Origin of the sequence: uncultured Mobiluncus sp., assembly GCF_902488535.1 — a bacterium.
Classification (GTDB): Bacteria; Actinomycetota; Actinomycetes; order Actinomycetales; family Actinomycetaceae; genus Mobiluncus.
Genome location: NZ_CABTWO010000006.1, coordinates 22,230 through 47,256, shown reverse-complemented (window position 1 = coordinate 47,256; position 25,027 = coordinate 22,230). Strand labels below are relative to the sequence as shown.

General features: G+C 57.9%; 17 protein-coding genes and 1 tRNA gene. 5 read left to right on the top strand and 13 right to left on the bottom strand.

What is annotated here, in order from left to right; translation table 11 throughout:
* Positions 1-88 precede the first annotated feature (88 nt).
* The gene (locus tag RDL66_RS03330) at positions 89-1,762 is read right to left on the bottom strand and encodes an FAD-dependent oxidoreductase (protein ID WP_308535174.1); all 1,674 of its coding nucleotides are present in this window, start codon (positions 1,760-1,762) and stop codon (positions 89-91) included.
* 177 nt (positions 1,763-1,939) lie between these two features.
* A complete protein-coding gene (locus RDL66_RS03325; protein WP_308535173.1) occupies positions 1,940-2,854 on the bottom strand; it encodes a 1,4-dihydroxy-2-naphthoate polyprenyltransferase in 915 nt (304 codons plus the stop codon).
* A 435-nt stretch (positions 2,855-3,289) separates the two neighbouring features.
* Here RDL66_RS03325 and RDL66_RS03320 point away from each other — a divergent pair, with 435 nt between their 5' ends.
* The gene (locus RDL66_RS03320; RefSeq protein WP_308535171.1) at positions 3,290-4,807 is read left to right on the top strand and encodes an AAA family ATPase; all 1,518 of its coding nucleotides are present in this window, start codon (positions 3,290-3,292) and stop codon (positions 4,805-4,807) included.
* A gap of 75 nt (positions 4,808-4,882) precedes the next feature.
* Positions 4,883-6,316, top strand: coding sequence for a cell wall-binding repeat-containing protein (locus tag RDL66_RS03315; RefSeq protein ID WP_308535169.1), 1,434 nt, complete (start codon positions 4,883-4,885; stop codon positions 6,314-6,316).
* A gap of 126 nt (positions 6,317-6,442) precedes the next feature.
* On the opposite strand, the gene RDL66_RS03310 is transcribed toward RDL66_RS03315, so the two are convergent.
* From RDL66_RS03310 to RDL66_RS03265, 10 genes are all read right to left on the bottom strand, one after another.
* The gene (locus RDL66_RS03310) at positions 6,443-7,405 is read right to left on the bottom strand and encodes a DapH/DapD/GlmU-related protein (protein WP_308535167.1); all 963 of its coding nucleotides are present in this window, start codon (positions 7,403-7,405) and stop codon (positions 6,443-6,445) included.
* A gap of 114 nt (positions 7,406-7,519) precedes the next feature.
* Positions 7,520-8,824, bottom strand: a complete 1,305-nt coding sequence (locus tag RDL66_RS03305; RefSeq protein ID WP_308535165.1) for a citrate synthase — start codon at positions 8,822-8,824, stop codon at positions 7,520-7,522.
* Between the two features lie 245 nt (positions 8,825-9,069).
* A complete protein-coding gene (gene fdxA / locus RDL66_RS03300) occupies positions 9,070-9,393 on the bottom strand; it encodes a ferredoxin (RefSeq protein WP_299296381.1) in 324 nt (107 codons plus the stop codon).
* Positions 9,394-9,434: 41 nt separating this feature from the next.
* Positions 9,435-11,339, bottom strand: coding sequence for a VanW family protein (locus RDL66_RS03295; protein WP_308535162.1), 1,905 nt, complete (start codon positions 11,337-11,339; stop codon positions 9,435-9,437).
* Positions 11,340-11,380: 41 nt separating this feature from the next.
* On the bottom strand, positions 11,381-13,300 hold the full coding sequence (gene typA / locus RDL66_RS03290; RefSeq protein WP_308535161.1) for a translational GTPase TypA: 1,920 nt from the start codon (positions 13,298-13,300) through the stop codon (positions 11,381-11,383).
* Positions 13,301-13,356: 56 nt separating this feature from the next.
* Positions 13,357-15,198, bottom strand: coding sequence for an ABC transporter ATP-binding protein (locus RDL66_RS03285; RefSeq protein WP_308535160.1), 1,842 nt, complete (start codon positions 15,196-15,198; stop codon positions 13,357-13,359).
* Positions 15,199-15,200: 2 nt separating this feature from the next.
* Complete coding sequence (locus tag RDL66_RS03280; RefSeq protein WP_308535158.1) at positions 15,201-16,169, bottom strand: ABC transporter permease; 969 nt, start codon at positions 16,167-16,169, stop codon at positions 15,201-15,203.
* Positions 16,170-16,181: 12 nt separating this feature from the next.
* Positions 16,182-17,108: an ABC transporter permease gene (locus tag RDL66_RS03275; protein ID WP_295027397.1), complete on the bottom strand. Its 927-nt coding sequence runs from the start codon at positions 17,106-17,108 to the stop codon at positions 16,182-16,184.
* 170 nt (positions 17,109-17,278) lie between these two features.
* Complete coding sequence (locus RDL66_RS03270; protein ID WP_308535224.1) at positions 17,279-18,883, bottom strand: ABC transporter substrate-binding protein; 1,605 nt, start codon at positions 18,881-18,883, stop codon at positions 17,279-17,281.
* Positions 18,884-19,541: 658 nt separating this feature from the next.
* A tRNA-Ser gene (locus tag RDL66_RS03265) sits at positions 19,542-19,626 on the bottom strand.
* A 180-nt stretch (positions 19,627-19,806) separates the two neighbouring features.
* On the opposite strand from RDL66_RS03265, the gene RDL66_RS03260 reads away from it, so the two are divergent.
* From RDL66_RS03260 to RDL66_RS03250, 3 genes are all read left to right on the top strand, one after another.
* A complete protein-coding gene (locus RDL66_RS03260) occupies positions 19,807-20,427 on the top strand; it encodes a superoxide dismutase (protein ID WP_299296392.1) in 621 nt (206 codons plus the stop codon).
* A 372-nt stretch (positions 20,428-20,799) separates the two neighbouring features.
* Positions 20,800-22,695, top strand: a complete 1,896-nt coding sequence (locus RDL66_RS03255; RefSeq protein WP_299296393.1) for a cell wall-binding repeat-containing protein — start codon at positions 20,800-20,802, stop codon at positions 22,693-22,695.
* 78 nt (positions 22,696-22,773) lie between these two features.
* Entirely contained in the window at positions 22,774-23,370 is a 597-nt protein-coding gene (locus RDL66_RS03250; RefSeq protein WP_299296394.1) for a hypothetical protein, read from the top strand.
* 127 nt (positions 23,371-23,497) lie between these two features.
* On the opposite strand, the gene RDL66_RS03245 is transcribed toward RDL66_RS03250, so the two are convergent.
* Positions 23,498-25,027, bottom strand: a complete 1,530-nt coding sequence (locus tag RDL66_RS03245; protein WP_299296395.1) for an NAD(P)(+) transhydrogenase (Re/Si-specific) subunit beta — start codon at positions 25,025-25,027, stop codon at positions 23,498-23,500.

Genomic DNA, 25,027 nt, shown 5'->3' with positions numbered 1-25,027 from the left:
CAAGTGGTCTTTCCGCAGTTCGCGCACTTTACTGGAGAGCACATATTTTTCCCTTTCCTACAATCCGGGTTCATAATCGGCAGCGGCGCTACATTTCCAGCACCGCGCCGGGGTTATCAAAGTAGTAGGCGAAAACCGTATTGACGCCGCCGGATAATACTTTAGCATGAATCCCTGCGGGTTCCAGAATTCGCTGGGCCAGCCAGGCGTTAGCCCCGCTGTCGTCGCTCAAGTACACGGTTTTCCCGTCGGCCCAAGTCCGCACCTCATCGAGCCGCGAACGCAGTTCCGTCAAGGGGATGCACCTGGCACCTCGCAAATGTCCGGCATTGAACTCGGGGACGGGGCGCACATCAAGGATTGGGGTGGCGGGGTCTAGGTGAGCCGCTTCCTCGGCGTACCACAGTTTCAGTCGGTCGCGCAGCACATTTTCCGCCACGTAGCCCAGGAAATTCACCGGATCCTTCGCTGCGGAATACGGGGGCGCATACGCCAAATCCAAGTCAATCAAATCGGGGGCGCACAGCCCGGCCTTGAGAGCTGTGGCAATAACATCGATACGCTTATCCACCCCGTTGCCCCCAATTCCTTGAGCGCCGAGAATTTTTCCGTCCGCGGCCGCGAAATGCAGCATCAGCTGCATCGGTTGGGCGCCGGGCAGGAAAGTGCCGTGGTCGGTGGGGTGGGTGTGAATCGTGCGGTAGGCGATGCCCCTCGCATCCAGTTCGGCTCGGTTGGCTCCGGTCTGGGCCACAGTCATGGGTCCCACCCGGAAAATTGAGGTAGAGATGGGTTTGGTCAGGGGCCGAGCCGTTTCTGGGTCAGCAATAAAGTCCGCGATAAGCCGGGCCGCACGGTTGGTCGGACCGGCCAACGCAACCGGCCGCGCTTGTCCAGTCACTCCGGTCTGCTGCGTAACGGCGTCACCGCAGGCGAACACGTCAGGCAAACTGGTACGTCCGTGCTGATCAATTACCATAAAACCCCGCTCATCAGCCTTGACCCCGGCTGCCACGAAAGGCTCCGTAGCGGGGGTAACGCCCGCAGCCAGCACAATCAGCCCCACCTCCAGGCGCTGCCCGTCTGACAGTTCCGCCAGGTCGTGAGCGGGGAAATGTTGAATCTTGGTGACGCGAGTTTTCGCGATGACGTTAATATTGAGCGATTGCAGGGCTCCGGTCACCAGGTGAGCCATCTCCAGGTCCAGCGGGGGCATGACATGGTCACTACCCTCGACGATTGTTGTGTTGATGCCGCGGCGAGCCAGGGCTTCCGCCGCTTCGATACCGATGAATCCCCCGCCGATAACCAGCGCTGATTTCGCGGATTCAGCTAGGTCCACAATCCGCTGCGCATCATCCACCGTGCGCAGCGTTTGAACCCGCGGGGAATCCAAGCCCTCAATCGGGGGACGCGCAGCCCTCGCTCCGGGAGAAAGCATCAGCTTGTCGTAGCGTTCCTCGAATTCTTGCCCGTCCGCGCCGCGCACCTGCACGGTTTTCGCGTCCGCGTCCAGGCCGATGACCTCGTGGTTCACCCGCACATCCAGATTCAGTTTCGCTTTCAGGCCCTGGGGCGTGTTCAGCAGCAGGCTTTCCCGCGTGGGAATCTCCTGGCCGACATAAAAAGGCAAGCCGCAGTTAGAGAACGAGGGGTAGGGCCCCTTTTCAAACACCACGATTTCAGCTGATTCGTCCAACCTGCGCATCCGCGCCGCAAAAGACAGGCCGCCCGCAACTCCGCCGACCACTACCAGTTTCATGTTTTACCCTCTTTTGCCGTTGTAATCAGAAGGTTCTCCGGGGGCTTTCCCGGTGAACCTCAGAATACCATTAACATAGCACGGGATGGTGCGCTGAGGTAAACCGACCACCGACACCCGAGGCAAGTTGCCGCCCACCCGCGCTTGTGCGCGATTCTGAAAAACCGGCGAAAATGGCTAGAGCAGTGCAAACAGCAGACCGAGCAAGCCGCCATAAGCCAGGGTGAGGAAACCGGTGTTGCGCAAAGCCACAATCAGAGCCTTGCCGGTCAGGTGTGTGCGCACCGGACGCATCGTCAGCAAAGCCCCTAGCCACAGCAACAACTGCACCACGAAACCGCCGGTCCACTGGACAAAACCGCCGGGGAAGATTTCCGGCCACGGCACAAACAGCACCGCCAGCGACAACAGTAGAGCGACATAGATGAAAAGCTGATAAATACGTCGTGACCAGGCATCTCCCAAACGAACGGCCAGGGTAACTTTGCCGGATTTCTGATCCGTGGGAATGTCGCGCAGGTTATTGACCATCAGCAGTGCGCAGGACAGCAACCCCAGGCCGCTGGCCAGCGCCCAGGACTGCCACGGCAGGGCTTGGGCCTGGACCCACAAGGTTCCCTGCACCGCCATCAGCCCGAAAAAGACAAAAACCAGCAGCTCAGACAGGCCTATCCCGGCATAGCCATAGGGGTGCTTGCCCCCGGTATAGAACCAGGCAGCCGCGACTGCCGCCACTCCGGCGCCGATGAGCCACCATGACTGGGAGACGATGGCGACGCTCAAGCCCACGATGCTGGCCAAAGCGAAACAGCTCAGCGCCACCGCCAAGACTTTGCGCGGATTTTCCCCGCCTCCGACCAGGCGCGGCGGACCGACGCGGTATTCATCTGTGCCCCGAATCCCGTCGGAATAGTCATTAGAGAAATTCACCCCGATTTGCAGCAGCAGCGCCACCGCCAAGCAACCCAAGGCCAACCAGGGATCCATCTTGCCCAGTCCAGCGGCGATGCCGGTGCCGAGCAGGACGGGTGCCGCCGAAGCCGGGAGAGTACGCAGCCGCGCTCCTTCGATCCAGGCTTGAGCGGTGGCCATCGGGGTTCCTTTCTTTGCGTTGCAATCGTTGCGGCACCGGGTGTGAGGTTTCGCGCTTTCACAAGGTTCTGGGGTCGCCCAGCGGGTTCCGGCCGCAAATTGCCTTAAAAGTCTAACGCGGTTTTAACCTGAAATTAACCAGTTAATTTGTGACCCCGGGTGTGGGGTTTCGAAGTGTGCGTTGATTAAAGGTGAAAATAGGGTCGTAGCTGCCAATAATGGCAGCTACGACCTAAATCCCACCTTATAACCGCAACCCAGCAAGTATCCCTATGATTATCCCGTCCTGTTATCCATCGTTTTTTAGGCGTTTTCCAGGTATTGTTTGGTTGATTTGGTGCGGGGCGTTCGCCCCGGTATAGGGATTCATCGCGCAGTGCTCGGGTTTCAAAACTCGCGATTTTTCACATCCGGGGGTTGTGAGACGATGGAGTCATGGCGAAAGAAAAAACGGTTTACGTGTGCTCCAACTGCGGGGAAGAATGGCCCAAATGGGCTGGCCAATGCCGCGGTTGCGGCCAGTGGGGCACCCTGGAAGAAAACGTGGTCCTGGCGAAAAGTTCCGCTCGGGCGGCGGGGGGAACCGCGGTGCGCAGTTCCGGCGGATACGGGCGCCCGGCGTCCCCAGCCAAACCTATTGGCCAGTACTCCACCGAACGGGCGGTGCGCCTACCGACCGGAGTGGGCGAATTCGATCGAGTCCTCAGCGGCGGTATTGTCCCCGGTGCGGTCATCTTGCTGGCTGGTGAGCCGGGAATCGGGAAGTCAACGCTGCTGTTAGAGGTCGCCGCCCGGATTGCCCAAGGCGCGGCCCCGCACTCCCCCGGTGCCAGTGAGAAAAAATCCGGGCTACGCTTGGTTTCCCCCGATTCACCTGCCCCCGCCGCTGCGGATACTGAGGGCAAAACTGTCCTGTACCTCACCGGCGAGGAAACTGCCGAAGCGGTGCTGTCCCGCGCAAATCGTATCGGTGGAGTAGCGGAAAACCTCTATCTGGCAGCGGAAACCCAAGTCTCGCAGGCCTTGGCCCAAATCGATACTATCGGCCCGGATTTAACCATCATTGACTCCATTCAGACCCTGACTGATCCCACTATGGACACCTCTATCGGCGGCCCGGCTCAGGTTCGCGAAGTCGCGGCCCGGCTCATTGACGCGGCAAAAAGTCGCCACATGGCACTGATCTTGGTGGGGCATGTTACCAAGGACGGGGCGGTGGCCGGCCCGCGTACCCTGGAACACCTGGTGGACGTGGTCTGCCAGTTCGAGGGCGAACGAACTGGGGAACTGCGGCTGTTGCGCGCAGTGAAAAACCGCTACGGGCCTACGGACGCAGTCGGTTTCTTTCAAATGGTCGAATCCGGCATCGAAGGCATCGAGGATCCCAGCGGCCTGTTCCTCAGCAAAACGGCCGAGCCGGTGCCCGGAGCCTGCGTCACCATGTCGCTGGAAGGCCGGCGCGCCCTGCCTATAGAGATAGAAGCCCTGGCCACCCCCATTGCGGGCGGTTCACCGCGGCGCACCGTTTCCGGCTTGGATTATTCCCGCACCGCCATGATGCTGGCCGTCCTGCAAGCTCGGCTGAAACTGCCTTTTGGCACCTTGGACGCTTACGTCTCTACAGTGGGCGGGGCCAGAGCGGTCGAGCCGGCAGTAGACTTGGCGGTTGCGCTCGCGGCGGCTTCAGCCGTAACAGGTCAGGTCATCGACCCTGGTCTGGTGGCTTTTGGGGAAGTCTCGCTGACCGGAGAAATCCGTTCCTGTACCTCGGTGTCTCGCCGGGTGGCGGAAGCGGCTCGACTGGGATTCACCGGCGCTATTGTGCCTGCCGCCGCCGCGGGGGGCCTGAAGGCTCCGCGAGGATTCAAAATTCAGGCTGCCGCAAACCTGCGCGAAGCGATGAGCCTAGCTCTGCGCCGCGTGCCGGCCTCCCCCAAAGACCACGAAATCTGAGTTACCCCGAAACGGAACTTTTCGTATGCCCGGTATGTCACAATAAATACACCCCGACTACCGAAAGGACCTGATATGAACCGGAAACATTTCATTGTCGCGGTTTGTGCTCTTGCTTTGACTGGCGCGTCTACCATCACCTGCGCCGCTGCTAACGCTGAGGGTTTCAACCAGCTCGCGGGCTCTAACCGTTACGAAACTTCCGTGGCGATTTCACGCCACGCTTATCCCTCCTCCGCGGAAAATGTTTACTTGGCACGCGGCGACGTTTTAGCCGATGCTCTCTCAGCAGGGTCCCTGCCGGGAGGCCCGATTGTTTTGGTCAACCCAAACGGCAACAATAATGCTGCCGCCCAGTATGTGTCCGGCTTGAAAGTCAGCGGTAAAGTCATCGCTCTAGGTGGACCGGGGGTGGTTTCCGACGCTACTTTAGCCCGAGTAGCTGGGAATAAGCCTACCGCCCGAATCTTCGGAGCCACCCGCTATGAAACCTCAGCAAAGATCGCCGCTACCGCCTTCCCCAGCGGCGCAACCGTGACTTATATCGCCAGTGGCGCCGGGGACGGCTCCCCCGACGCGGTAGCTGGTGGGGTTCTCACTGACGGTCCGGTCATTTTGGTCAATCCCAACGGAAATAATGCTTTCGCCGCCAATACCATTAAGGCGCTTGGAGTCCACAAGGTCATCGCCTTGGGCGGGCCGGGGGCCGTGTCCGCCGCGGTGCTTGGCGAAGTTTCCCAAGGGATAGCCACTGACCGTCTGCAGGGAGAGAACCGCTACGTCACCTCCCTGGCTATTGCCAACCACGCTTTCCCCGGTCACAAGGGAACCTTCTACGTGGCTCGCGGTGACGTGCTGGCTGATTCTGTTTCCGGGGGAGCGCTCCAGGACGGCCCCATCATCCTGTCCTCTATCTCGCCGAGCTCCGGGATAAATATCGCCGCAGGTTACACGCATAATAATACGGCTTCCCCCATTTTCTTGGGTGGCAGCATCTGGAATCCGCAGGTCATGCAGATGATTGCCAGCGGTACCGAATTTACTCCGCCGGCCCAACCGGCCAAACCAGCCCAACCGAATAATCCCAGCAATACGGCAGCCTCGATGGAGCAAGCCGCCGCCCAAGAGGAAGCGGCTATCCATGCCGGGATTAATGCACGACGAGCCCAGGACGGTATCGCTCCCCTGACTCGCAACCCCACCATGGATGCCATGGCTCGCGCCTGGTCAAAACATATGGCTGAAACCGGAGAATTCGAGCATTCCGACGGAGCCCCAAACGGCATCAACTCTATCTTTGGCCATCCTTGCCGCATGATAGGTGAAAACATTGACTGGCACATGGGCTTCTTCCCCGCTGGCCAGGGCGGCGCCAAGCACGTCACCAACTGGATTCACTCACCGGGGCACTTCGCGAACCTGATGGAATCCGGCTTCACCACCACCGGTATCGGGGTGTGGTTCGACGGGCCGAATTCGTCCTACGCGACCCAGATGTTTTGCCGGTAAAGGGTTCTTAAACAGGCAAAACACCCAACTGAATAAACTTTTCCTAACTTAATAAACTTTTTGGGGCTGGCGTGTGCCAGCCCCAAAAAGCATTAATCCAAAAAACAGCGCCAAACTGGCGGATTCTCAGTCTGAGAACTCGATGGCTGTACCACCGCGAGACACGGCCTCGACACGACCCGTCTGCGAGTTGCGGCGGAACACGGCGTGGGAAACTCCTGCCAGCTCCTCAGCCAACATCGTCTTTGGCTCGATAAAGAACCCGGTATCACCAGGCATAACACCGCCGGAAGGCATGTAGTAAACCTTGGTGTCGCTGTTCAAATACAAGCCGCCTTCAACAACGCAGTCGTCTCCCAGCGGAATCGCCAAACCGGAGTTCGCCCCCATGTGACACTTCTTACCCAGGGACACGCGCTTGTGCGCTCCCACCGCCAAAGTACCCGCGGTAGAAGCTCCACCAGCCAAAGTCGTGCCTTCGTCCACAGTCACGCCCTGCGACAGCCGCCCCTCAATCCGGGCCGCTCCGAGGGTCCCTGCGTTGTAGTTCACGAATCCGGTATAGCCAATCTCGGTGCCTGGATGCAGGTAAGCCCCCAACCGCACGTTTTCAGTATTGGCAATCCGCACCCCGTCCGGAGTCACATAGGTGGTCATCCGGGGAATCCGATCCACACAACGGATATTGGCGCCGATGCCGTACTTGGTCATCAGGCGCAGACGGGTTTCCTCGAAGTTCTCGTAATCACAAGCTCCGCGGCTGGTCCACGCCACCAGGTTTAGTTTGTCGAACAGGCCTTCCAAACTCAACGTGTTGGGTTTCACTATGCGCCACGACAGGGCGTGCAAACGCAAGTACCCATCAGGAGCGCTCTGGACATCGTCCTCCAAATCGGCGGTCACGGTAATGACCTTGTTAACGATCAGGCGAGCATCGTCCTTGCCCTCCAGGTGCGCCAGCTTCGCGGTCAGCTCTTTCGCCTTCGCCTCGTCCACGTCGCCCTCGAAAATGTAAGGGTACCAGGTGTCCAGCGACTTTCCGCTCTCAGTTTCGGCCGTCAGGCCGACACCCCAAACTTTCTTAACCATGTTTTTCCTTCTCTCTAAAATAATGTCAACAATTTTGCCTCGCCTCACCGCCTGCGCCGGAGCGCATTACGCGCCGCCGGTAAACAGGCGGGGCAGGGAGACACAAAAAGCCGCTTACCTGGCAGAACGGGAACGCAGGTTCTCGTAGTGACGCTCGGTGTGTCCGATGTAAACCTGACGCGGGCGAGCAATCTTGGTGGCCGGATCGGCAACCATTTCGCGATACTGGGCAATCCAGCCCGGCAGACGGCCCACCGCAAACAACGGGGTAAACATCTTCATCGGGAAGCCCATCGCGCGGTAAATCAAGCCAGTGTAGAAGTCCACGTTCGGGTAGAGGTTACGGGAAACGAAGTAGTCGTCGCTCAGCGCGATGCCCTCCAGCTCCAGCGCCAAGTCCAGCAGCTTGTCGGCCTTGCCCAAACGGCTCAAGACTTCGTGGGCGGATTCCTTCACTAGGGCGGCGCGCGGGTCGTAAGCCTTGTACACACGGTGACCAAAGCCCATCAGCTTGATACCGTCTTCCTTGTTCTTAACCTTTTCGACGAAAGTCTTAACCGTCATATCCGTGTCCCGCAGCTGAATCAGCATTCGCAGCACTGCCTCGTTAGCCCCGCCGTGCAGCGGACCGGCCAACGCGCCCACCCCGGATGCCACCGAAGTGTAAAGGTTCGCATGAGAGGAGCCCACGAAACGCACCGTCGAGGTCGAGCAGTTCTGTTCGTGGTCGGCGTGCAGAATGAACAGGCGGTCCAAAGCGCGAACCATCGCCGGATCGATATCGAAGGACTGGTAGGGCAGCCCGAAACACATCCGGATAAAGTCCTCGGTCAGGTCACGAGACGCATCCGGGTACAGCTGAGGCAGACCGGCGGCACGCTTCGCGATGGTCGCGACCATGACGGAGAGCTTGGCAATCAGCTGAATCGTGGCTTCTTCGAGCTGTTCGGGGTCGAGGGGGTTCAAAGTGTCCTCATAGTAGGTCGCCAGACCGGCAACGCCCGCCTGGAGCATTGACATGGGGTGACCGTTAGAGGGGAAGGCCGTAAAGAAGGCCTTGAAGTCTTCGGGCAACAGGCGGTTGCGCTTGATTTTATGGGTGAAAGTTTCCAGGGACTTCGCGTTGGGCAGGTCACCATAAATCAAGAGGTAAGCGACCTCCACGAAACTGGATTCACGAGCCAGTTCCTCAATCGGGTAACCGCGGTAACGCAGCACCCCTTTGGCGCCGTCAATGTAAGTCACCTTGGATTCACAGTTGGCAGTGTTGCCAAAACCGTAGTCCAAAGTGACGTTGCCAGTGGTACTCAGCAGTTTGTTGATTTCAAGACCGCTGTTGCCTTGCGTGGCTTGGTGGAAAGGGGTATCCAATCGCTTCTGGTCAGATTGAATAAAGTACTCTCCGTTTTTCTCACCCATGAGATTCCTCCTCGATCATTTTGATTTTCATATAAGCGCTGGTCCGGCAGCATTGCCAGGCTTGGGAGCTTTGGGACTTAAGTCCTTAGAAATATAGTACTCCCCTACCCGTGTTTCGTCCAATGGTTTTACCATCAATAATTTATATGGAAATCACAAGAGCGATGCCGTTGCGATTCGCACCGTCTCGTACGTTGAGGGGGCGTTCTGTCAGCCGAGGGAAAATACACCGAACGGTACAGAAATCAACCCTGGGGAGGTAGCGCGGCGACCATCGGGTCGTCCTTGTCGACCTTGCCCACTACCGAGGCCCCTCCGGGAGTCGGGTTTTCAAAGTCGGCGAAAAAGTCCCGGTTTGCCCGCAAGAAGTCCGTCCACGGCGCGGGCAAGTCGTCTTCATAATAGATTGCCTGCGGCGGGCACACCGGCTCGCAAGCTCCGCAATCCACACACTCCAGCGGATTGATGTACAGGGTGCGTTCACCTTCATAAATGCAGTCCACCGGGCACTCGTCAACGCAAGCCTTATCTTTCACATCTACACAAGGTTGAGCTATCACGTAAGTCATAGGTCTATCCTACCCCGTGTCGTCTCAGGTTCACCTGTCGGCTAGTCGTCTGTGTCTTGGGACGGGGCTGCGTCTTCACTAGCTTGTTGAGCGGCTAAATCCTTCGCGCACACTACCGCATTATCCGGCGCGTAGGTGTGAGTGTAAGTTTTGGAATCTACCTTTTTGCCGTTCAGGTAGCGGGTCCGCGTGTTGCTGATAGTAAAACCGGGCTGACCTGCTCCGGAGGGCACACACTTGGACCAATTGTTGACAGTAGTCTTGGGCTGTACATAGTTCGTCCGGGGACTTTGCGTTGACTCCACGGTGTAATACTTGGTGCCCCAGATACGCATATGCAACTGGCCTCCGCCAGTCCACCCTTGCAGCACAACAGGAGTCGGGTTCGGGTTTTTCCACTTCAAATCCAGGGAACCGGTCCACAAGGTACATTCCCGCCCGGCCGGGTACCTGGTGAAGTAAACTCCGTGAGGATTGAACTCAATCAAATCCATACCCGCGAACCAAGCCGCATTCAGGGTCGTGACACACATCTGCGACAAGCCACCGCCGAGGGCTTGGGTGTGCACGCCGTTTTCAAAAACCCCGGAGTAATGCCATCCATTCTCGGCCGTAATCGGACCTAAGTCTCGCTCTAAGGAAAAGTCCTTATTCGGCAAGTAAACTTTCCCCGTCAAAATTTGGGCGGCTTTGGTCAAGTTGCCGGTTCTGATGCCATCAGGAGTCAGCGGGGTGGCGAACTCGCCAATAATCTCTGTCACCCCGGCTTTATTCGCATCATCGGTGCTAAACGCCGGAGGAATCGGGGTCAAATCCACGATCACCTCACGGTTTTCCTCCGAAGTCGCTCCCAAGGTTACGCGGTCGGCCAATTTTTTCGGATCAAGTTTTGTCCCGTCGTGAGACGCCACTACCTGCGGGGATCCGGACGCAAAGCTGAAACTAGCGTCAACCGGCTCGGTTTCTAAGCCTTTGGTGTTCTCCAAGGTGAACTTCTTTAGTTTCTCTCCGTCTAAACTGGCCTTCAGTTCATCATCGCGCAGGGACCAAGTTACGTCCTGACACAGTTCCGCAGTAGGAATGTCCAGGCTTTGCCCGCCCACGTTGAGCTTCACCGGGGCGCTCATCAGGGTTTTCGCCTCGCCCTTAGTGGCTTCGTCCAGATGCGCCTGGGTCGACTTCGGCGCACTAGATTTGCCGGGAAGTTCCAGGGGGTCTCCTTGCTTCCACCACGAGGTTTGCAGCAGGGCGGTTGCGGCTTTCAGGTCCAGATCCCGCCCCGGACCGGGCTTGACCGGTTTCAGCTGACCCGCCTGGCAATTAAAACCAGCTTCCTGCGGCGGGGCCTTTAAATCCGCGGCCGCCGCGGAAACGGCTTTGTCCAGCGCTTTCTCGTCAATTTTCGATTTCAAGTCCAGCGCTCCGGCACCCCCGAGATGAGCGATAATCTTCACCGGATTCAAGGAGAAATCGGCGACCTCATGCACGGAAGAGGCGAAATCGGGCTGCAGCCCCGCCACGGCCGGATCGATGTTCGCTGTCTTGGCGCCCAGTTTCACCGGGAAAGGTTGCTTCAGCTTGTCCCCCAACTCGGAATCGAGCTTCTTGATGGCGGCATCGGGGGTCATCTCACCAACAGAAACCCCCGCAAAAGACGATCCTCGGGGCATACTGCCCGACACGGCTAGTGCCAATCCGACGTAGGCCAAGGCCAAAACCCCAATAACCACGCCGATGGCCACCGGAACCTTGCCGCTACGTTTCTTGTCTTGTGCGAAACCAGGGAACATTTCGGCGGCGTTGGCAGCTCGCACCCCGCCCGGCGCTTTTCCTGCCGGCTTTGCGGGGCGGGAAACGGGTCGGGAAACAAATTTGGGCCGAGCGGGACGCGACCCCTTGGGGGAGGCACCCGGCCCCGCACCGTTATTCACGTCTGGTTTACCCATCGATTCCCCTCGAGGTATACGCTCTTGGTTTTTCCGCCGAGTTACTGCTCGCGGCGACGACGCGCCGCATCTTTGTAGCGTGTTTCCGTATCTAAGATTACCTTACGAATCCGCACGGCTTCGGGAGTTACCTCCACACATTCATCATTTCCGGCAAATTCCAGGCTTTCCTCTAAGGTGAAGTTCATCGGCGGGGTCAGGCCTTCAAAAGCGTCCTGGGTGGAGGAACGCATGTTGGTCTGCTGTTTTTCCTTGGTAATGTTGACAATCATGTCCTCGCCGCGTGGGTTCTCGCCCACGACCTGGCCTTCATAAACCTGCGAGCCGGGCTGGATGATGAAGTTGCCGCGCTCCTGCAGTTTAATCATGGCGTAAGGACTGGCTTTCCCGGCGCGGTCCGCGATGAGCGAGCCGGTCGCGCGCCCTTCGATGTCGCCCTGCCACGGCGCCCACCCGGAACTGACCGAGGAGGCAATCCCGGTGCCGCGCGTCTCGGTCAAAAACCGGGTCCGAAAACCAATCAAACCGCGGCTCGGCACGGTAAATTCCAGACGCACCCAGCCGGTTCCGTGGTTGGTCATTGTCTTCATCTGACCTTTGCGCGCCGCCAGCAGCTGTGTCACCGTTCCCAAGTGTTCCTCCGGGACGTCCACGGTCAGGGCCTCCATCGGCTCCATCAGTTTGCCGTTTTCCGTTTTCGTCACGACCTGCGGTTTTCCGGCGGTCAGTTCGTAGCCTTCCCGGCGCATCTGTTCGACCAAGATTGCCAGAGCCAACTCGCCGCGCCCCTGTACCTCCCAGGCGTCCGGTCGCCCAATATCCACAATTCGCAAGGACACGTTACCCACCAGTTCTCGCTCCAAACGATCCTTGACCTGGCGAGCGGTAACTTTTGCGTCTTTCACCCGCCCAGCAAACGGCGAAGTGTTGATACCAATCGTCATGGAAATTGCCGGTTCGTCCACCCGAATCAGCGGCAGGGGACGCGGGTCGTCCACGTCAACCAAGGACTCTCCGATAGTGATGTCCTCGATGCCGGCCACCGCCACAATATCCCCGTATTTTGCCGACTCGGCGGGGACCCGTTCCAGGCCGTGCGTGGCCAGCAACTGGGTAATCTTAACGGTTTCTACCATGCCGTCCTGACGAGCCCAACCCACTGTCTGACCTTGCCGGATGGTTCCGTTGTGAATCCGCAGCAGTGCTAGGCGGCCCAGGAATTGAGAGGCATCGAGGTTTGTGACGTGCGCCTGCAGGGGGGCTTCCGGATCATAGGTGGGTCCCGGAATATGTTGCAAAATGGCCTCAAACAGGCACTCCAGGTCGCCGTCAGGGACGTTGCCGTTGCCGGGATTTGTCAGTGAGGCCGCCCCGACCTTGGCCGAAGCGTAGATAATCGGCAGATCCAGCAGCTGGTCCAGGTCCAAACCTTCCTCACCGAGTTCCCCGCTGGCTTCCAAGTCAGTGGCCAACGTCAACAACAGGTCGGTCGCCTCGGAAACAACTTCATCGATACGCGCATCGGGGCGGTCGACCTTATTGATGACCAACACGACCGGCAGACGCGCCGCCAACGCCTTGCGCAACACGAAACGAGTCTGGGGCAGGGGACCTTCTGACGCGTCCACCAGTAGCACGACCCCGTCCACCATCGACAGGCCGCGCTCAACCTCTCCTCCGAAATCAGCGTGACCAGGGGTATCGACCACGTTAATGGTGACGCCCTGGGGACATCCGCTATCCACAGCTGCCGGACCGGAATACTTGACCGCCGTGTTTTTAGCCAGGATAGTGATGCCTTTTTCACGCTCCAAGTCGCCCGAATCCATGACCCGTTCCGGGCCGTCCGCCCGGAGTCCCTCGGCATGAGCCTGTTTCAACATGGCGTCGACCAGGGTCGTTTTCCCGTGATCGACGTGCGCGACGATGGCGACATTTCGGATATCTTGACGCTGTGCCATAAACCCTTTTCTGTAGTTACCGGTTTTCCAAAAACAACGCCCTATTGTAACGCCGCTTACTCGCCGGTGAACAACGGAATCTTGGCGCCGGGAATCGCGTCAATCAGATCCCTGGTGTAAGCCTCGGTCGGGTGATCAAAGATTTCGTCAGTCAAACCGGTTTCCATGACCCGGCCTTCCTGCATCACCACCACGTCATCAGCCATCTGACGCACTACCGCCAGGTCGTGGGTGATGAACAGGTAACTGATGTGTTCCCGGTGCTGAATCTCAGCCAACAGTTGCAAAATCTGTTCCTGCACCAACACGTCCAGGGCAGAAACGGCCTCGTCCAAAACGATAATCTCGGGATGTAACGCCAACGCTCGGGCAATCGCGACGCGCTGACGCTGACCGCCGGACAGCTCTCCGGGGTAGCGGCGCATCGCCGAACGCGGCAGGGCTACCGCGTCCAACAGCTGGGCCACGCGCTCTTCACGAGCCTTCCGGTCGCCCTTTCGATGCACCAGCAACGGTTCCTCGATACAGCGGTACACACTGAACATGGGGTCGAGTGATCCGTAGGGGTTTTGGAAGACGACCTGCATTTTCGCCCGCATATCGAACAGTTCGCGTTTGTTCAGGGTCGACAGGTCGGTGCCTTCGTAATAAACCTTGCCCGAAGTGGGGTCGAGCAGGTTCAAAATAATGTTTGCCACCGTGGATTTCCCGGAACCGGATTCGCCCACCAGCGCCAAAGTCGTGCCTTTGCGCAGGCCAAAGGACACATCGTCGACCGCCTTGAGCTTCTTGGCCGCGCCTTTTGCCCCGCGCACGTCGAAAATCTTGGTCAGGTTTTCGACCCGGATGATTTCGTCCTTGTATTCCTCCCGGCTGGCTCCGAAAGTCAGCAGCTCGTCAGAAACTTCGCCGCGTTGCTTAGCCGCTTGGATGCGGTGCGAAGCCAGGGACGGCGCGGCACTGACCAGGCGCTTCGTGTAGGGGTGCTGCGGCTGTTTCAAAATATCCAAGGCCGGGCCAGATTCCACCACGCGCCCCCGGTGCATGACGACCAGGTGCGAAGCCCGTTCCGCGGCCAGACCCAAGTCGTGCGTGATAAACAATACCGAAGTCCCGCGCTCGTGCGTCTGATTCTGCAGGTGGTCGAGGATACGCCGCTGCACCGTGACGTCCAGGGCGGAAGTCGGTTCATCGGCAATCAACAGCCGCGGATCGGCAGCCAAACCAATGGCGATAAGGGCACGCTGGCGCATTCCACCGGAAAATTCGTGGGGGTATTGTTTCGCGCGCCGTTTCGCGTCCGGCAGTCCCGCTTCCTCCAGCAGTTCCACCACGCGCTCGTCCTCGCGACCCTTGGCTTTACCGTTGGCCCGCAGGGCTTCGCGCACCTGGAAACCGATTTTCCACACCGGGTTCAGGTTCGACATGGGGTCTTGGGGCACCATGCCGATATGCGAACCGCGCAGCTCAACGTATTGGCGCCGACCCAACTTGGTGATGTCGTGACCCTGGAACAGAATCTTGCCGCCCACGACCTTGCCCGTACCGGGAAGCAACCCGATGATGGCGGAGGCCGCCGTAGACTTACCTGACCCGGACTCGCCCACAATAGCGATGGTCTGGCCGGGATAGACACAGAAGTTGGCTTTGCGTACGGCGGGAACCATGCCGGTGGAGGACTGGAAAGCGACTTCCAAATCGACGACTTCCAGCAGGGGCACGGTCGAGCCCGCTTTCACGGCGGCGTAAGATGCCGAACGCAGAATCAGCTCATCTTTAGTCGCTTCCATCTCGGCGGCGGTAGCCGGCTGATCAGCGCCTTCCAGCTCCTGAGTTAAAACCGGCATCCCCGAGGCTTCGGCTGCGGCCTCGCTGAGGTTCTTTGCACTGTCACTCAACGTTACTTCCTCGCTTTCGGATCGAGGGCATCGCGAACCACGTCACCCATCATGATGAAGCTCAAAACGGTCATGGCCAGCGCGCCAGCCGGATAGAACAGAACTGACGGGTTTTGACGCAGCGCGGACTGAGCGCGGGAAATATCTCCGCCCCAGCTGACCACGTCAGAAGGCAAGCCGACACCCAGGAAGGACAGCGTCGCTTCTGACACAATGAACGTCCCCAGGGCCACGGTGGCGTAAACAATCATCGGAGCGGTCGCGTTAGGCACGATGTGGCGCAGGATGATACGGACCTTACTTTCGCCCAACGCCTTGGCGGCATTGACGAATTCTTCGTTCTTGGTTTGCATCACGGCTCCGCGGGTAATACGCGCGATTTGCGGCCACCCGAACACCGCCAACACCAAAACTACCGTAAAGATGGTGCGGTTTTCCCTGAACATCTGCATCACCACGATGGCTGCCAGCAGGAATGGTACCGCGAAAATAATGTCAGTGATACGGGAAAGGACCGAGTCCAACCAGCCGCCAAAGAAACCCGCCAAGGTTCCAAACGTGCCGCCAATGAGCACCACCACCACGGTGGTCAAGATTCCCACAATCACGGAGGCGCGCGCCCCGTAAACGGTACGCGCCATAATGTCGCAGCCCTGCCGGTCAAATCCGAACGGGTGTCCGGCACCGGGTTGACCGTAAGAGTTCTTTAGTTCGCAAAACTTCGGATCCACGCTGGTGAACAGGCTGGGAAAAGCCGCCAGCATGACAGCGAACAAGATAATGGCAGCCGCCACCCAAAACAGGGGACGTTTGCGGAGGTACTTCCACGCCTCTCCCCACATGGAGGAAGGAGCGCGGTCGTCAGCTACGGCATCTACCGCCCCCAGACCGGTTTCGTCGATTTCCGAAACGTAGTGGGACTGTCCGGGCAAAGTTTTCGTTTCCACAGTGTTCTCGTTTTCGTTTGCCATGTTCCCCCTCCTTTACTCGTAGCGAATCCGCGGGTCCAGGAGGGCGTACATCAGGTCGACGATGAGGTTCGCCAAGATGTAGACCATCACCAGTACGGTGGTAAAGGAGACGACTGTGGCAGGTTCGCCTTTGATAATGGCTTGGTAAATATTGCCGCCCACCCCGTTGATGGCAAAAATACCCTCGGTCACGATGGCTCCACCCATCAGCGCTCCCAGGTCAGCCCCCAGGAAGGTCGCAACCGGAATCAGCGAGTTACGCAGGATGTGAACCCGGATAACTCGTCCGGGACGCAACCCCTTGGCGTAAGCGGTACGCACATGGTCCGCCGACACGGTCTCGGACACGGACTGGCGGGTCAAACGCAGCACATATGCGAAGGACACCGCCCCCAACACGATGGCAGGCATCAGTAGCCTTTCGAAGGACGTGTTTGCCCCAACGGTAGTGGGTAGCCACCCGAGCTTCACCCCTATGAGGAACTGCATCACAAAACCAATGACGAAGGTCGGCACGGCAATGACGAACAGCGAAACTACCAAAACCGTGGCATCAAAAATACCCCCGCGCTTCAGACCCGCAATCGTCCCGAACACAATCCCAAAGATTGCTTCGAACGCCAAAGCCATCAAAGCCAGCTTAATCGTCACGGGGAAAGCCGAAGCCATAACTTCGGTAACTTCGCGCCCTGAGAACGTCAGCCCGAAGTCCAGGGTAAAGATGCCTTTCAAATAGAGCAGATATTGAACGATGAATGGCTGATCCAAGTGGTAACGCCGGCGCATGGCGGCGGCGGCAGCCTCGCTCAAACCACGATCGCCGCCCAGGGCTTGAATCGGATCGCCTGGCATCAGGAACACCAGCGCGTAGATGAGCAGCGTCGCACCCAACATCACTGGAATAATCTGCAGGAGCCTGCGGCCGAGATATCGTCCCACGGCGCCTCCTTGTCAAAATCGAAATAACCCAATGATTCTACCCCGATAAGGTAGTGAAAACGTAACTGCGGCCTGGGAGTGATATTTCCCACCCAGGCCGCAGTCGTTCAATTTTCAGGCTTTTATGGCGGTCTTTCGACGCGTCAAGTCAAGCTCAAATTATCGCCAAATTACTTGGTGATGTCGAAGTACAGCGGCTTGGAGTGCCAGTCGAACTGGACGCCCTGCACGCCTTCTGCCCAACCGCCGTTGACGTTGGAGTACCACAGCGGAATCGTCGGCAATTCCTTCATCAGGATTTCCTGAGCCTGATCGTAAATCTTAAAGGCTTCCTTCTGATCAGAGGTGTTCAGAGCCTGTTTGAGCAGATTGTCGAAATCCGGGTTGGAGTAATCGCCGTCATTGGAAGAACCACCGGTGCCGTAGAGAGGTCCGAGGAAGTTGAAAGGCGAGGGGTAGTCCGCCTGCCAACCGGTACGGAACGCCGTCTTAATGGTGCGGTTGGTGACTTCGTTACGAATGGACTTAAAGTCGGGGTAAGGAGCACCCTTGGCTTCAATACCCAAAGTGTTCTTAATGGAGTTCATAACAGCATCAACCCAGGCCTGGTGTCCACCATCAGAGTTGTATGCCAGTTGCAAATCGCCAGTCCACGGTGCAATCGCGTCAGCCTGCTTCCACAGTTCCTTAGCCTTTTTCGGGTTGAACTTCAGAACCTCGTTGCCCTTCAACGAATCGTTGTGACCGGGGATAACCGGGGCAATGAAGTCGGTAGCGGGGGTACGAGTACCCTGGAAGATGGTCTTGCAAATCTCTGCACGGTTAATCGCCATCGAGATAGCCTGCAAGCGCAAGGCTCCGGCCTCGCCCTGGAAACGGGCGTCAGACTTCGGGAAGGTGAAGGACTGGAAGATAGCGGAAGGCTCGTTGACGGAGCGGTCGCCCAACTCATCCTGGTAGGTTCCGAACGCGGAGTCCGGAATAGCGTCCAACACGTCCAAAGCGCCCGACTGCAAATCGTTGTAAGCCGCATCCTGGGTGGAGTAGAACTTGAAAGTCACCCCGCCGTTCTTCGGCATGCGGTCACCCTTGTAATCCGGGTTCGGGATCAGCTCAATCTGTTCATTGTGCTTCCAGGAATCCTTTTTCACCAGGTAAGGACCGTTGGTAATGGGGTTTGCACCGTAGGCCTTGACCTTGGCTCGGTCGCCGATACCAGCCTCAGGCAGCGGGTAGAACGCCGAGTAGCCTAAACGCAGCGGGAAGTCAGATTCCGGCTGGTTCAAAGCCACGGTGAAGGTGGTGTCATCCACTACCTTCAGGCCGCTCATATCCATGTCGCCAACCCCATTCTCTTTGTCAGCTTCAATGGCGGCTTCCGCAACTTTCAGCGCTTCGTCATAGCCCTGAATGGACTCAAAGAAGCTGGCGTTGAGCATGCTTTGCTTCACAGACTGGTTCCAGGCGTCCACGAAAGACTTGGAAGTCACCGGAGTGCCATCCGAGAACTTGGTATCGCCCTTAATCTTAATGGTCCAGTTCTGGTTGTCTTCAGACTCAATAGATTCAGCAACTTCCATCTGAGGGTTGCCTTTGACATCGTAGTATTCCAGGCCAGCAAAAATGTGGTCCAGAATCAAGCCGCCACCGGTCTCATTAGTGTCAGCCGGAACCAGCGGGCGTTGAGGCTCGGAATTATTACCAACGATTACCGCGTTGGGATCAGTTTTGCCATCAGCGCTGCCGCCGTCCGAGCCAGAGCTGCAAGCAGTCATCGTCAATGCCAGGGCTGCCGCAGCAGCGATGGCAGTTAGTTGCTTCTTCACGAGGTTAGCCTCCAAAGATATCCTCAGCTTGGCGCCATCAGCACCATTGCTGAACTTTCTGGTTATACCACTTTTGTGGCACGAGGCTAGTTTACAGGCAAAACCTAAATATAACTAAAAACATACCCATCTTTTACCTTTGATGCGGCTTTGGTGCGGCTTTGATTCAGCTCTGATCCGGCTCTGTTTCGCGCTGATAGTGCGTTAAACCTATTTAAATGGGTCGGTGTGCCATATATGGCATACCGGAACGTTTAAATAGGTTTTATTTGGGATTTTTTTGGAAATTGGGCTTTCGGAACCGGTCCCCCTGGCGATTTGGTCGGCGGTTTGTTGGTGAGTTTCGGGGTGCGCGTATTTGTAAGGTGGGATATGGGCTGCAGCTGCCATTATTGGCAGCTGCAGCCCAAATCCCACTAGTTATCCGCAACCAACCGAGTATCCCCTGATTTCCGCCAACGTTTGCAAGTTGCTGTTTGGCTAGGCGCGGGGTGAAAAACACAGGGGGGCGACAGATTCCCCACGCGAAACCGCTGGCCGTCGAGGGTCTCCACCGACCTTGTGCAAATGAAAATGACGCCCGGCACAAGCCGGACATCACCACCAGCGGAGGATGGGGGATTCGAACCCCCGAGGGCTTGCACCCAACACGCTTTCCAAGCGTGCGCCATAGGCCACTAGGCGAATCCTCCAGGTATTTGGTTATTCTGCAAAAAGCAGCGCCTACCATTCTACATATTTCCCCGCCGAGCGAAAAATTTAACGGACAGGATTTTGCTCTAGGCGATACTCCGCAGACAGCCCGCGTATGCTCGGATAGAATCAAGCCGTCGGGTCAATCCGGATCTGACTGCAACAGTTAGGAACAAAACATGGCGGTTTACACCCTCCCCGAACTCCCCTACGATTACGCTGCTCTCGAGCCACATATCTCCGGCAAAATCATGCAGCTGCACCACGACAAGCACCACGCCAACTATGTGAACGGCGCAAACACGGCTTTGGAAAAGCTCGAAGAAGCCCGCGCGACCGGCAACTTTGCCACGGTCAACCAGCTCGAAAAGGATCTCGCTTTCAACCTGGGCGGACACGCGAACCACTCCGCTTTTTGGAAGATGATGGGTCCAGCTAACGCCACCCCCGACCGGCCCAGCGGCGAGCTCGCTGCAGCGATTGATGAATACTTCGGTTCTTTTGAAGCCTTCCAAAAGCACTTCACCGCGGCCGCTACCGGACTGCAAGGCTCCGGCTGGGCGGTACTGGCTTGGGACAGCGTGGCGGGTCGCCCCGTCATCTTCCAGCTGTTCGACCAGCAGTCGAACATTCCGATTGCTCAGATTCCGCTGCTCATGCTGGATATGTGGGAGCACGCTTTTTACTTGGATTACTTGAATGTCAAGGCTGACTATGTCAAGGCCTGGTGGAACGTGGTGAACTGGACGGAGGTCGAAGGCCGCTTCGAGTCCGCCGCCAAACATCACGGCGTGCTCTGAGTCTCTAAGCTCCATATTTCTCGCGGTGGCGACGCAAGGCGTCGTCGCCGCCGCGTTTTTTACACCATCAGCTCCGGATTGGGCCCGCCTCTCCCAATTTCGGGACAGCCAGATACTGCCCCAGCCGCGGCTGTAATAAAAGTTAGAGCCAGTCCGCACCTTCCGCGCTCCGGTTTCCACTGTTGATGCAACTCAATCATTCGATTTGCTATTACATTTCCAGAACTATTGATGCTGATGCAGATACAATTTGTCCTGTAAGAATGCGGATTTTCATTGGTTGGATTAGACAGGTGATTTACTTTGTTTCGCGGCACACACTCACCGCGTGCTTTAGCTAGCACATTAACCTGCTTCGCCGTTGCTGCCAGTTTGATAGCTGCCACAGCGCCCGCTTACGCAGACGAAGACACTACTGACCCGTCCCCAGCCCCGCAGGAAACGCCCATCACTGAGGAGCCAGTCAGCCCCGACCCGCTAACCGACAGTTCACCAACCCCGCAGAGTAACACTCCCGATATTACGGGTGCTTCCAGCCCAGATTCCCCGGCCTCACCCGACAGCTCAGTTCCCGTCAATGGACTGAGTTTGGTTCCCACCCTTGCTGGCACGGCTCCCGCGGCCCGCCCAGATGTGTCCAGGTTGGCGGGGCCTAGCAGGTTCGAGACTGCCATCACCATCGCCCGGCAGGCTTTCCCCACTCCCCCAAAGACTGTCTATCTGGCAGAAGGGTGGAAACTCGCCGACGCGATGGCGGCCGGTTCGCTTCAGGATGGTCCCGTCGTTCTCACTGCCAGCCAAAACTTACACGAGGCCGTCAAAGCCTATTTAAATGAAATCAAGCCCGAGAAAGTTGTCGCGCTGGGAGGCACGGGGGCGATTCCGCAGGAGGTCCTGGAACAGGCCAAAGTCTCCGAGACGACCGAGCTGGGACGGATAGCGGGAGCTGACCGTTTTGAGACTGCTAACGAGATTGCCAAATACGCCTTCCCTTACGGTTCGGACATAGTCTACGTTACTGATGGCACTGGTGCACAAGGCGTTATTGGGCCAGATTCCCTTGCCGGTGCGTCTATGCGTAACGGCCCGATTCTGTTCGGTTCGCGCGAATATGGGCTCTCTGACGCCACCATGGATGTCATCTCGAGTTTGGGCGCCAAGGAAATCGTCCAACTCGGCTACAACCAGTTGGGAACCTACAAACCCACCAAGTATCTAGCGGGTCCGAATCGTTTCGCGACCGCGGTGGAAGTTTCCAAACAGGTTATGAACAACCGCCCTGATGTACATATTGCCTACCTGACCAATGGTTTCGTTTTGGCCGACAGCGTGGCCGCGGGAGGCCGTCTCGATGATGGCAGCTTGCTGTTTACCGAACGGGATTGGTTGCCTTACGCCGTGTGCGAACATATCCGCACCAGCGCCATCAACAAAGTCATTGCGCTGGGGGGCGACGGCGCTGTTAGCACCGACATTCTCAACGCAGCCAATGAATATGCGCAAAACCCTGCCAAGCCCTGCCCGCAGACACGACCCATCGTGCGGGGATGGGTCGCTCCTGGCTCCTTCCTGCAGGCCGTGGAGCGGATTACTCCCCCGCCAGGTACCGTGGTACCTCAAGCGGGATGGAACGGCACCAAGGTGCGTGAAGTTCGCGCTCGTCTAGGGGTTGGGGTTCCACTGACTGCCAGTATGACTTTTGATGGCAGAACCAGGAATGCCGTCATGCGCTTTCAACGTCGCATCGGGTTGCCCGCCTCGGGCGTGGTGGACTATGGAACCTGGGTCAGGCTGACCACACGCCCTTGGGATATGGATAATTTCCAGATGCAACCGCTGCCGCTAACAGCAAACCGTGACCAGCGAGTGAACGCCATGCTTTCCTTTGCCCGCAGTCAGGTTGGCAGCCCCTACACGTGGGGTGGAGCCGGCAGTTACGGAGATGGATACGATTGTTCAGGGTTGGCTTTGCAAGCCCTCTATGCTGCTGGCATTGACCCGCAGCCGATCAATGTCATCGCCCACGCGGCGCCCACCTATCGCAGTTCCAAACAACTTTACGCACACCCCGGTTTACAGAAACTTCCATTCGCCTACAGAAGTCCTGGTGACCTGGTATTTTGGCAGGGACGCGGCGGTATCTATCACGTCGCGATATATCTGGGATCAAACCAAATTATTGAGTCCAACTATGGCTACGCCAGACAACGAGCCCTCTATAACTGGCGCAGTATCGCTCCTTATGTGGTTCGCCCTCTGGCTACTTAGTCGGGCGCTCCGCAGGATAAACCTTAGGCAAGGCAGGTGGGTTCAGTGTCATTTCGGGTTAACCGCACGAGCGGTTTCGTGATTCTAATCGTTGCCATACTGGCTTTGGCACTAGTGGCAGGAGGGTGGCTGTGGCGGTCACGTTCCGCCGGGGACGGCGAGCCGAGCCCGGCTGGTCCGACAGTGAAATCTTCGGCCGGGCCCAACACCAAGCTGCCACCGGTGAAGGCCGGCTCTCAAGGCTGCGCAGCCATGGATGCGGTGTTGAGCGACCTCCTGGAGCAGACCCCCCAAGGAAAAACGTTTACGCAACGAGTAGCTCAGATTCAATCCCAACAGACCGACCCGAATTCGGGAACTGTCAACGCAGCTCCCGAATGGGCGCAGTTCTTGCAGATTCTTCCCAAGCACTATGAAGAATTTGCCACAGCTGCCGGAACTGATAAAGCCGCGAAAGAGGCGTTGGATAATCTGCACCGGATTGTAAAGATAGAACCACAGTTGATATCCGGCGAAATCCCGGAGTACACGGACCTGGAGGCCGCGCAACGTCTCCTGGAAGAGGGCACACCCCCGGCACAGAACCCGAAGTACGTTGAAAGCCGCACCCAGCTCGATAAGGCCCTAGACCAAGTGACCTGGTGTATGCCGACCTGGCCGGTTATTTTCGGCTAGCGAACCCGCCTGCGGTCGTCGCAGCGCGGTGCGCCCCGGCAAGGTATCGCGCCTCGCCAAAAGTGCGGGCCTAAAAATAGTTTTGGCGGAGGAATGTGATTCCTCCGCCAAAACTAGGGTCAAAACCTCACAGGTTCTTGATGATTTCCTCCACGGAGGCCTTGGCGTCACCGAAGAGCATGTCCGAGTTCTCGTTAAAGAACAGCGGGTTTTGCACCCCGGCGTAGCCGGTCGCCATCGAACGCTTGAAGATAATCACGCGCCCCGCCTCCCAGACGTGGAGCACCGGCATCCCCGCAATTGGGGAGCCCGGCTCGTAGGCGTCGGGGTTCACGGTGTCGTTCGCGCCTATGACCAGGACCACGTCCGTGTCCGGGAAGTCGTCGTTAATCTCGTCCATCTCCAGCACGATGTCATAAGGCACTTTGGCCTCAGCCAACAGCACGTTCATGTGACCGGGCAGACGGCCCGCCACCGGGTGAATCCCGAAGCGAACCTCGACGCCCGCTTCACGCAGCTTCTTGGTCAAGTCCGCGACCGCAAACTGCGCGCCGGCGGTAGCCATGCCGTAGCCGGGAGTGATGATGACGGACTTGGCGCCCTTCAAAATCTCTGCGGCTTCGGGAGCCTTGATTTCGGTGTGTTCGCCGTAATCCTTGGCTTCCTGCTTCGGGCCCGCACCCTCGCCGAAACCGCCGAGGATAACGGAGATAAACGAGCGGCCCATGCCTTTACACATGATGTAGGACAGGAACGCACCGGAAGAACCGACCAGGGCGCCGACGATGATCAACAGCGGGTTGGACAGCATAAAGCCCGCCGCCGCCGCCGCCCAGCCGGAGTACGAGTTCAGCATGGACACGACCACCGGCATATCTCCGCCGCCAATAGCGGCCACCAGGTGCAAACCGAGCACCAGGGAAATCGCGGTCAGAACGCCCAAAGCAATCCACTGCTGCTGGAGCAGGGCGGCATCGGCACCGGCCGGATCAGTGCGCTTGGCCACAATCATCCACACAATCATGGCGATAACCGCCAAAATCATCAGGATATTGAGGAAGTTACGCGCCGGCAGCATCAACGGCTTACCTTTAATCTTTGCCGACAGCTTCAGGTAGGCAATGATGGATCCGGTGAAGGTCACCGCGCCGATAAAGATGCCAATCCCGACTTCGCCGAGGTGGAAACCCATGTCGCGCACGGTTTCCGCGTTGTCGGTGGCCGAAAGTTCCATGAAGGTGTTGAACCCGACCAGCACCGCCGCCAGACCCACAAACGAGTGCAGCAGGGCGATGAGTTCGGGCATTCCCGTCATCTTCACGTTCTTGGCTTTCCACAAGCCGATAATCGCCCCCAGCAGCATACATCCTGCCAGGATAGAGGCGGTTTGACCGACGTGGGTCACGGCGTTTGCCGGGGGGGTGGCCGTCAGGGCGACAAAGATAATCGACACGAGCGCGATGCTCATGCCGGCGATACCGAACTTGTTGCCGCGCAGGGCAGTGGTCTGGTTAGACAGACCCGCCAAGGCCATGATGAACAGCAGGGCAGCAATGAGGTAAGCGAAGTATTCGACGTGATCGCTCCAGTAGGCGAGGGTGGTCATGTCGGCGTGGTCAGTCGCGTTAGCGGCAAAATTCACAAGTGTGTGCAACAT

What these genes read in the sequence shown, in the direction of transcription:
- RDL66_RS03305 (WP_308535165.1), bottom strand. Translation starts at nt 8,824, where the DNA reads ATGGGTGAGAAAAACGGAGAGTACTTTATTCAATCTGACCAGAAGCGA.
- RDL66_RS03310 (WP_308535167.1), bottom strand. Translation starts at nt 7,405, where the DNA reads ATGGTTAAGAAAGTTTGGGGTGTCGGCCTGACGGCCGAAACTGAGAGC.
- RDL66_RS03295 (WP_308535162.1), bottom strand. Translation starts at nt 11,339, where the DNA reads ATGGGTAAACCAGACGTGAATAACGGTGCGGGGCCGGGTGCCTCCCCC.
- RDL66_RS03325 (WP_308535173.1), bottom strand. Translation starts at nt 2,854, where the DNA reads ATGGCCACCGCTCAAGCCTGGATCGAAGGAGCGCGGCTGCGTACTCTC.
- RDL66_RS03315 (WP_308535169.1), top strand. Translation starts at nt 4,883, where the DNA reads ATGAACCGGAAACATTTCATTGTCGCGGTTTGTGCTCTTGCTTTGACT.
- RDL66_RS03245 (WP_299296395.1), bottom strand. Translation starts at nt 25,027, where the DNA reads ATGTTGCACACACTTGTGAATTTTGCCGCTAACGCGACTGACCACGCC.
- RDL66_RS03260 (WP_299296392.1), top strand. Translation starts at nt 19,807, where the DNA reads ATGGCGGTTTACACCCTCCCCGAACTCCCCTACGATTACGCTGCTCTC.
- RDL66_RS03280 (WP_308535158.1), bottom strand. Translation starts at nt 16,169, where the DNA reads ATGGCAAACGAAAACGAGAACACTGTGGAAACGAAAACTTTGCCCGGA.
- RDL66_RS03330 (WP_308535174.1), bottom strand. Translation starts at nt 1,762, where the DNA reads ATGAAACTGGTAGTGGTCGGCGGAGTTGCGGGCGGCCTGTCTTTTGCG.
- fdxA (WP_299296381.1), bottom strand. Translation starts at nt 9,393, where the DNA reads ATGACTTACGTGATAGCTCAACCTTGTGTAGATGTGAAAGATAAGGCT.
- typA (WP_308535161.1), bottom strand. Translation starts at nt 13,300, where the DNA reads ATGGCACAGCGTCAAGATATCCGAAATGTCGCCATCGTCGCGCACGTC.
- RDL66_RS03320 (WP_308535171.1), top strand. Translation starts at nt 3,290, where the DNA reads ATGGCGAAAGAAAAAACGGTTTACGTGTGCTCCAACTGCGGGGAAGAA.
- RDL66_RS03270 (WP_308535224.1), bottom strand. Translation starts at nt 18,883, where the DNA reads ATGACTGCTTGCAGCTCTGGCTCGGACGGCGGCAGCGCTGATGGCAAA.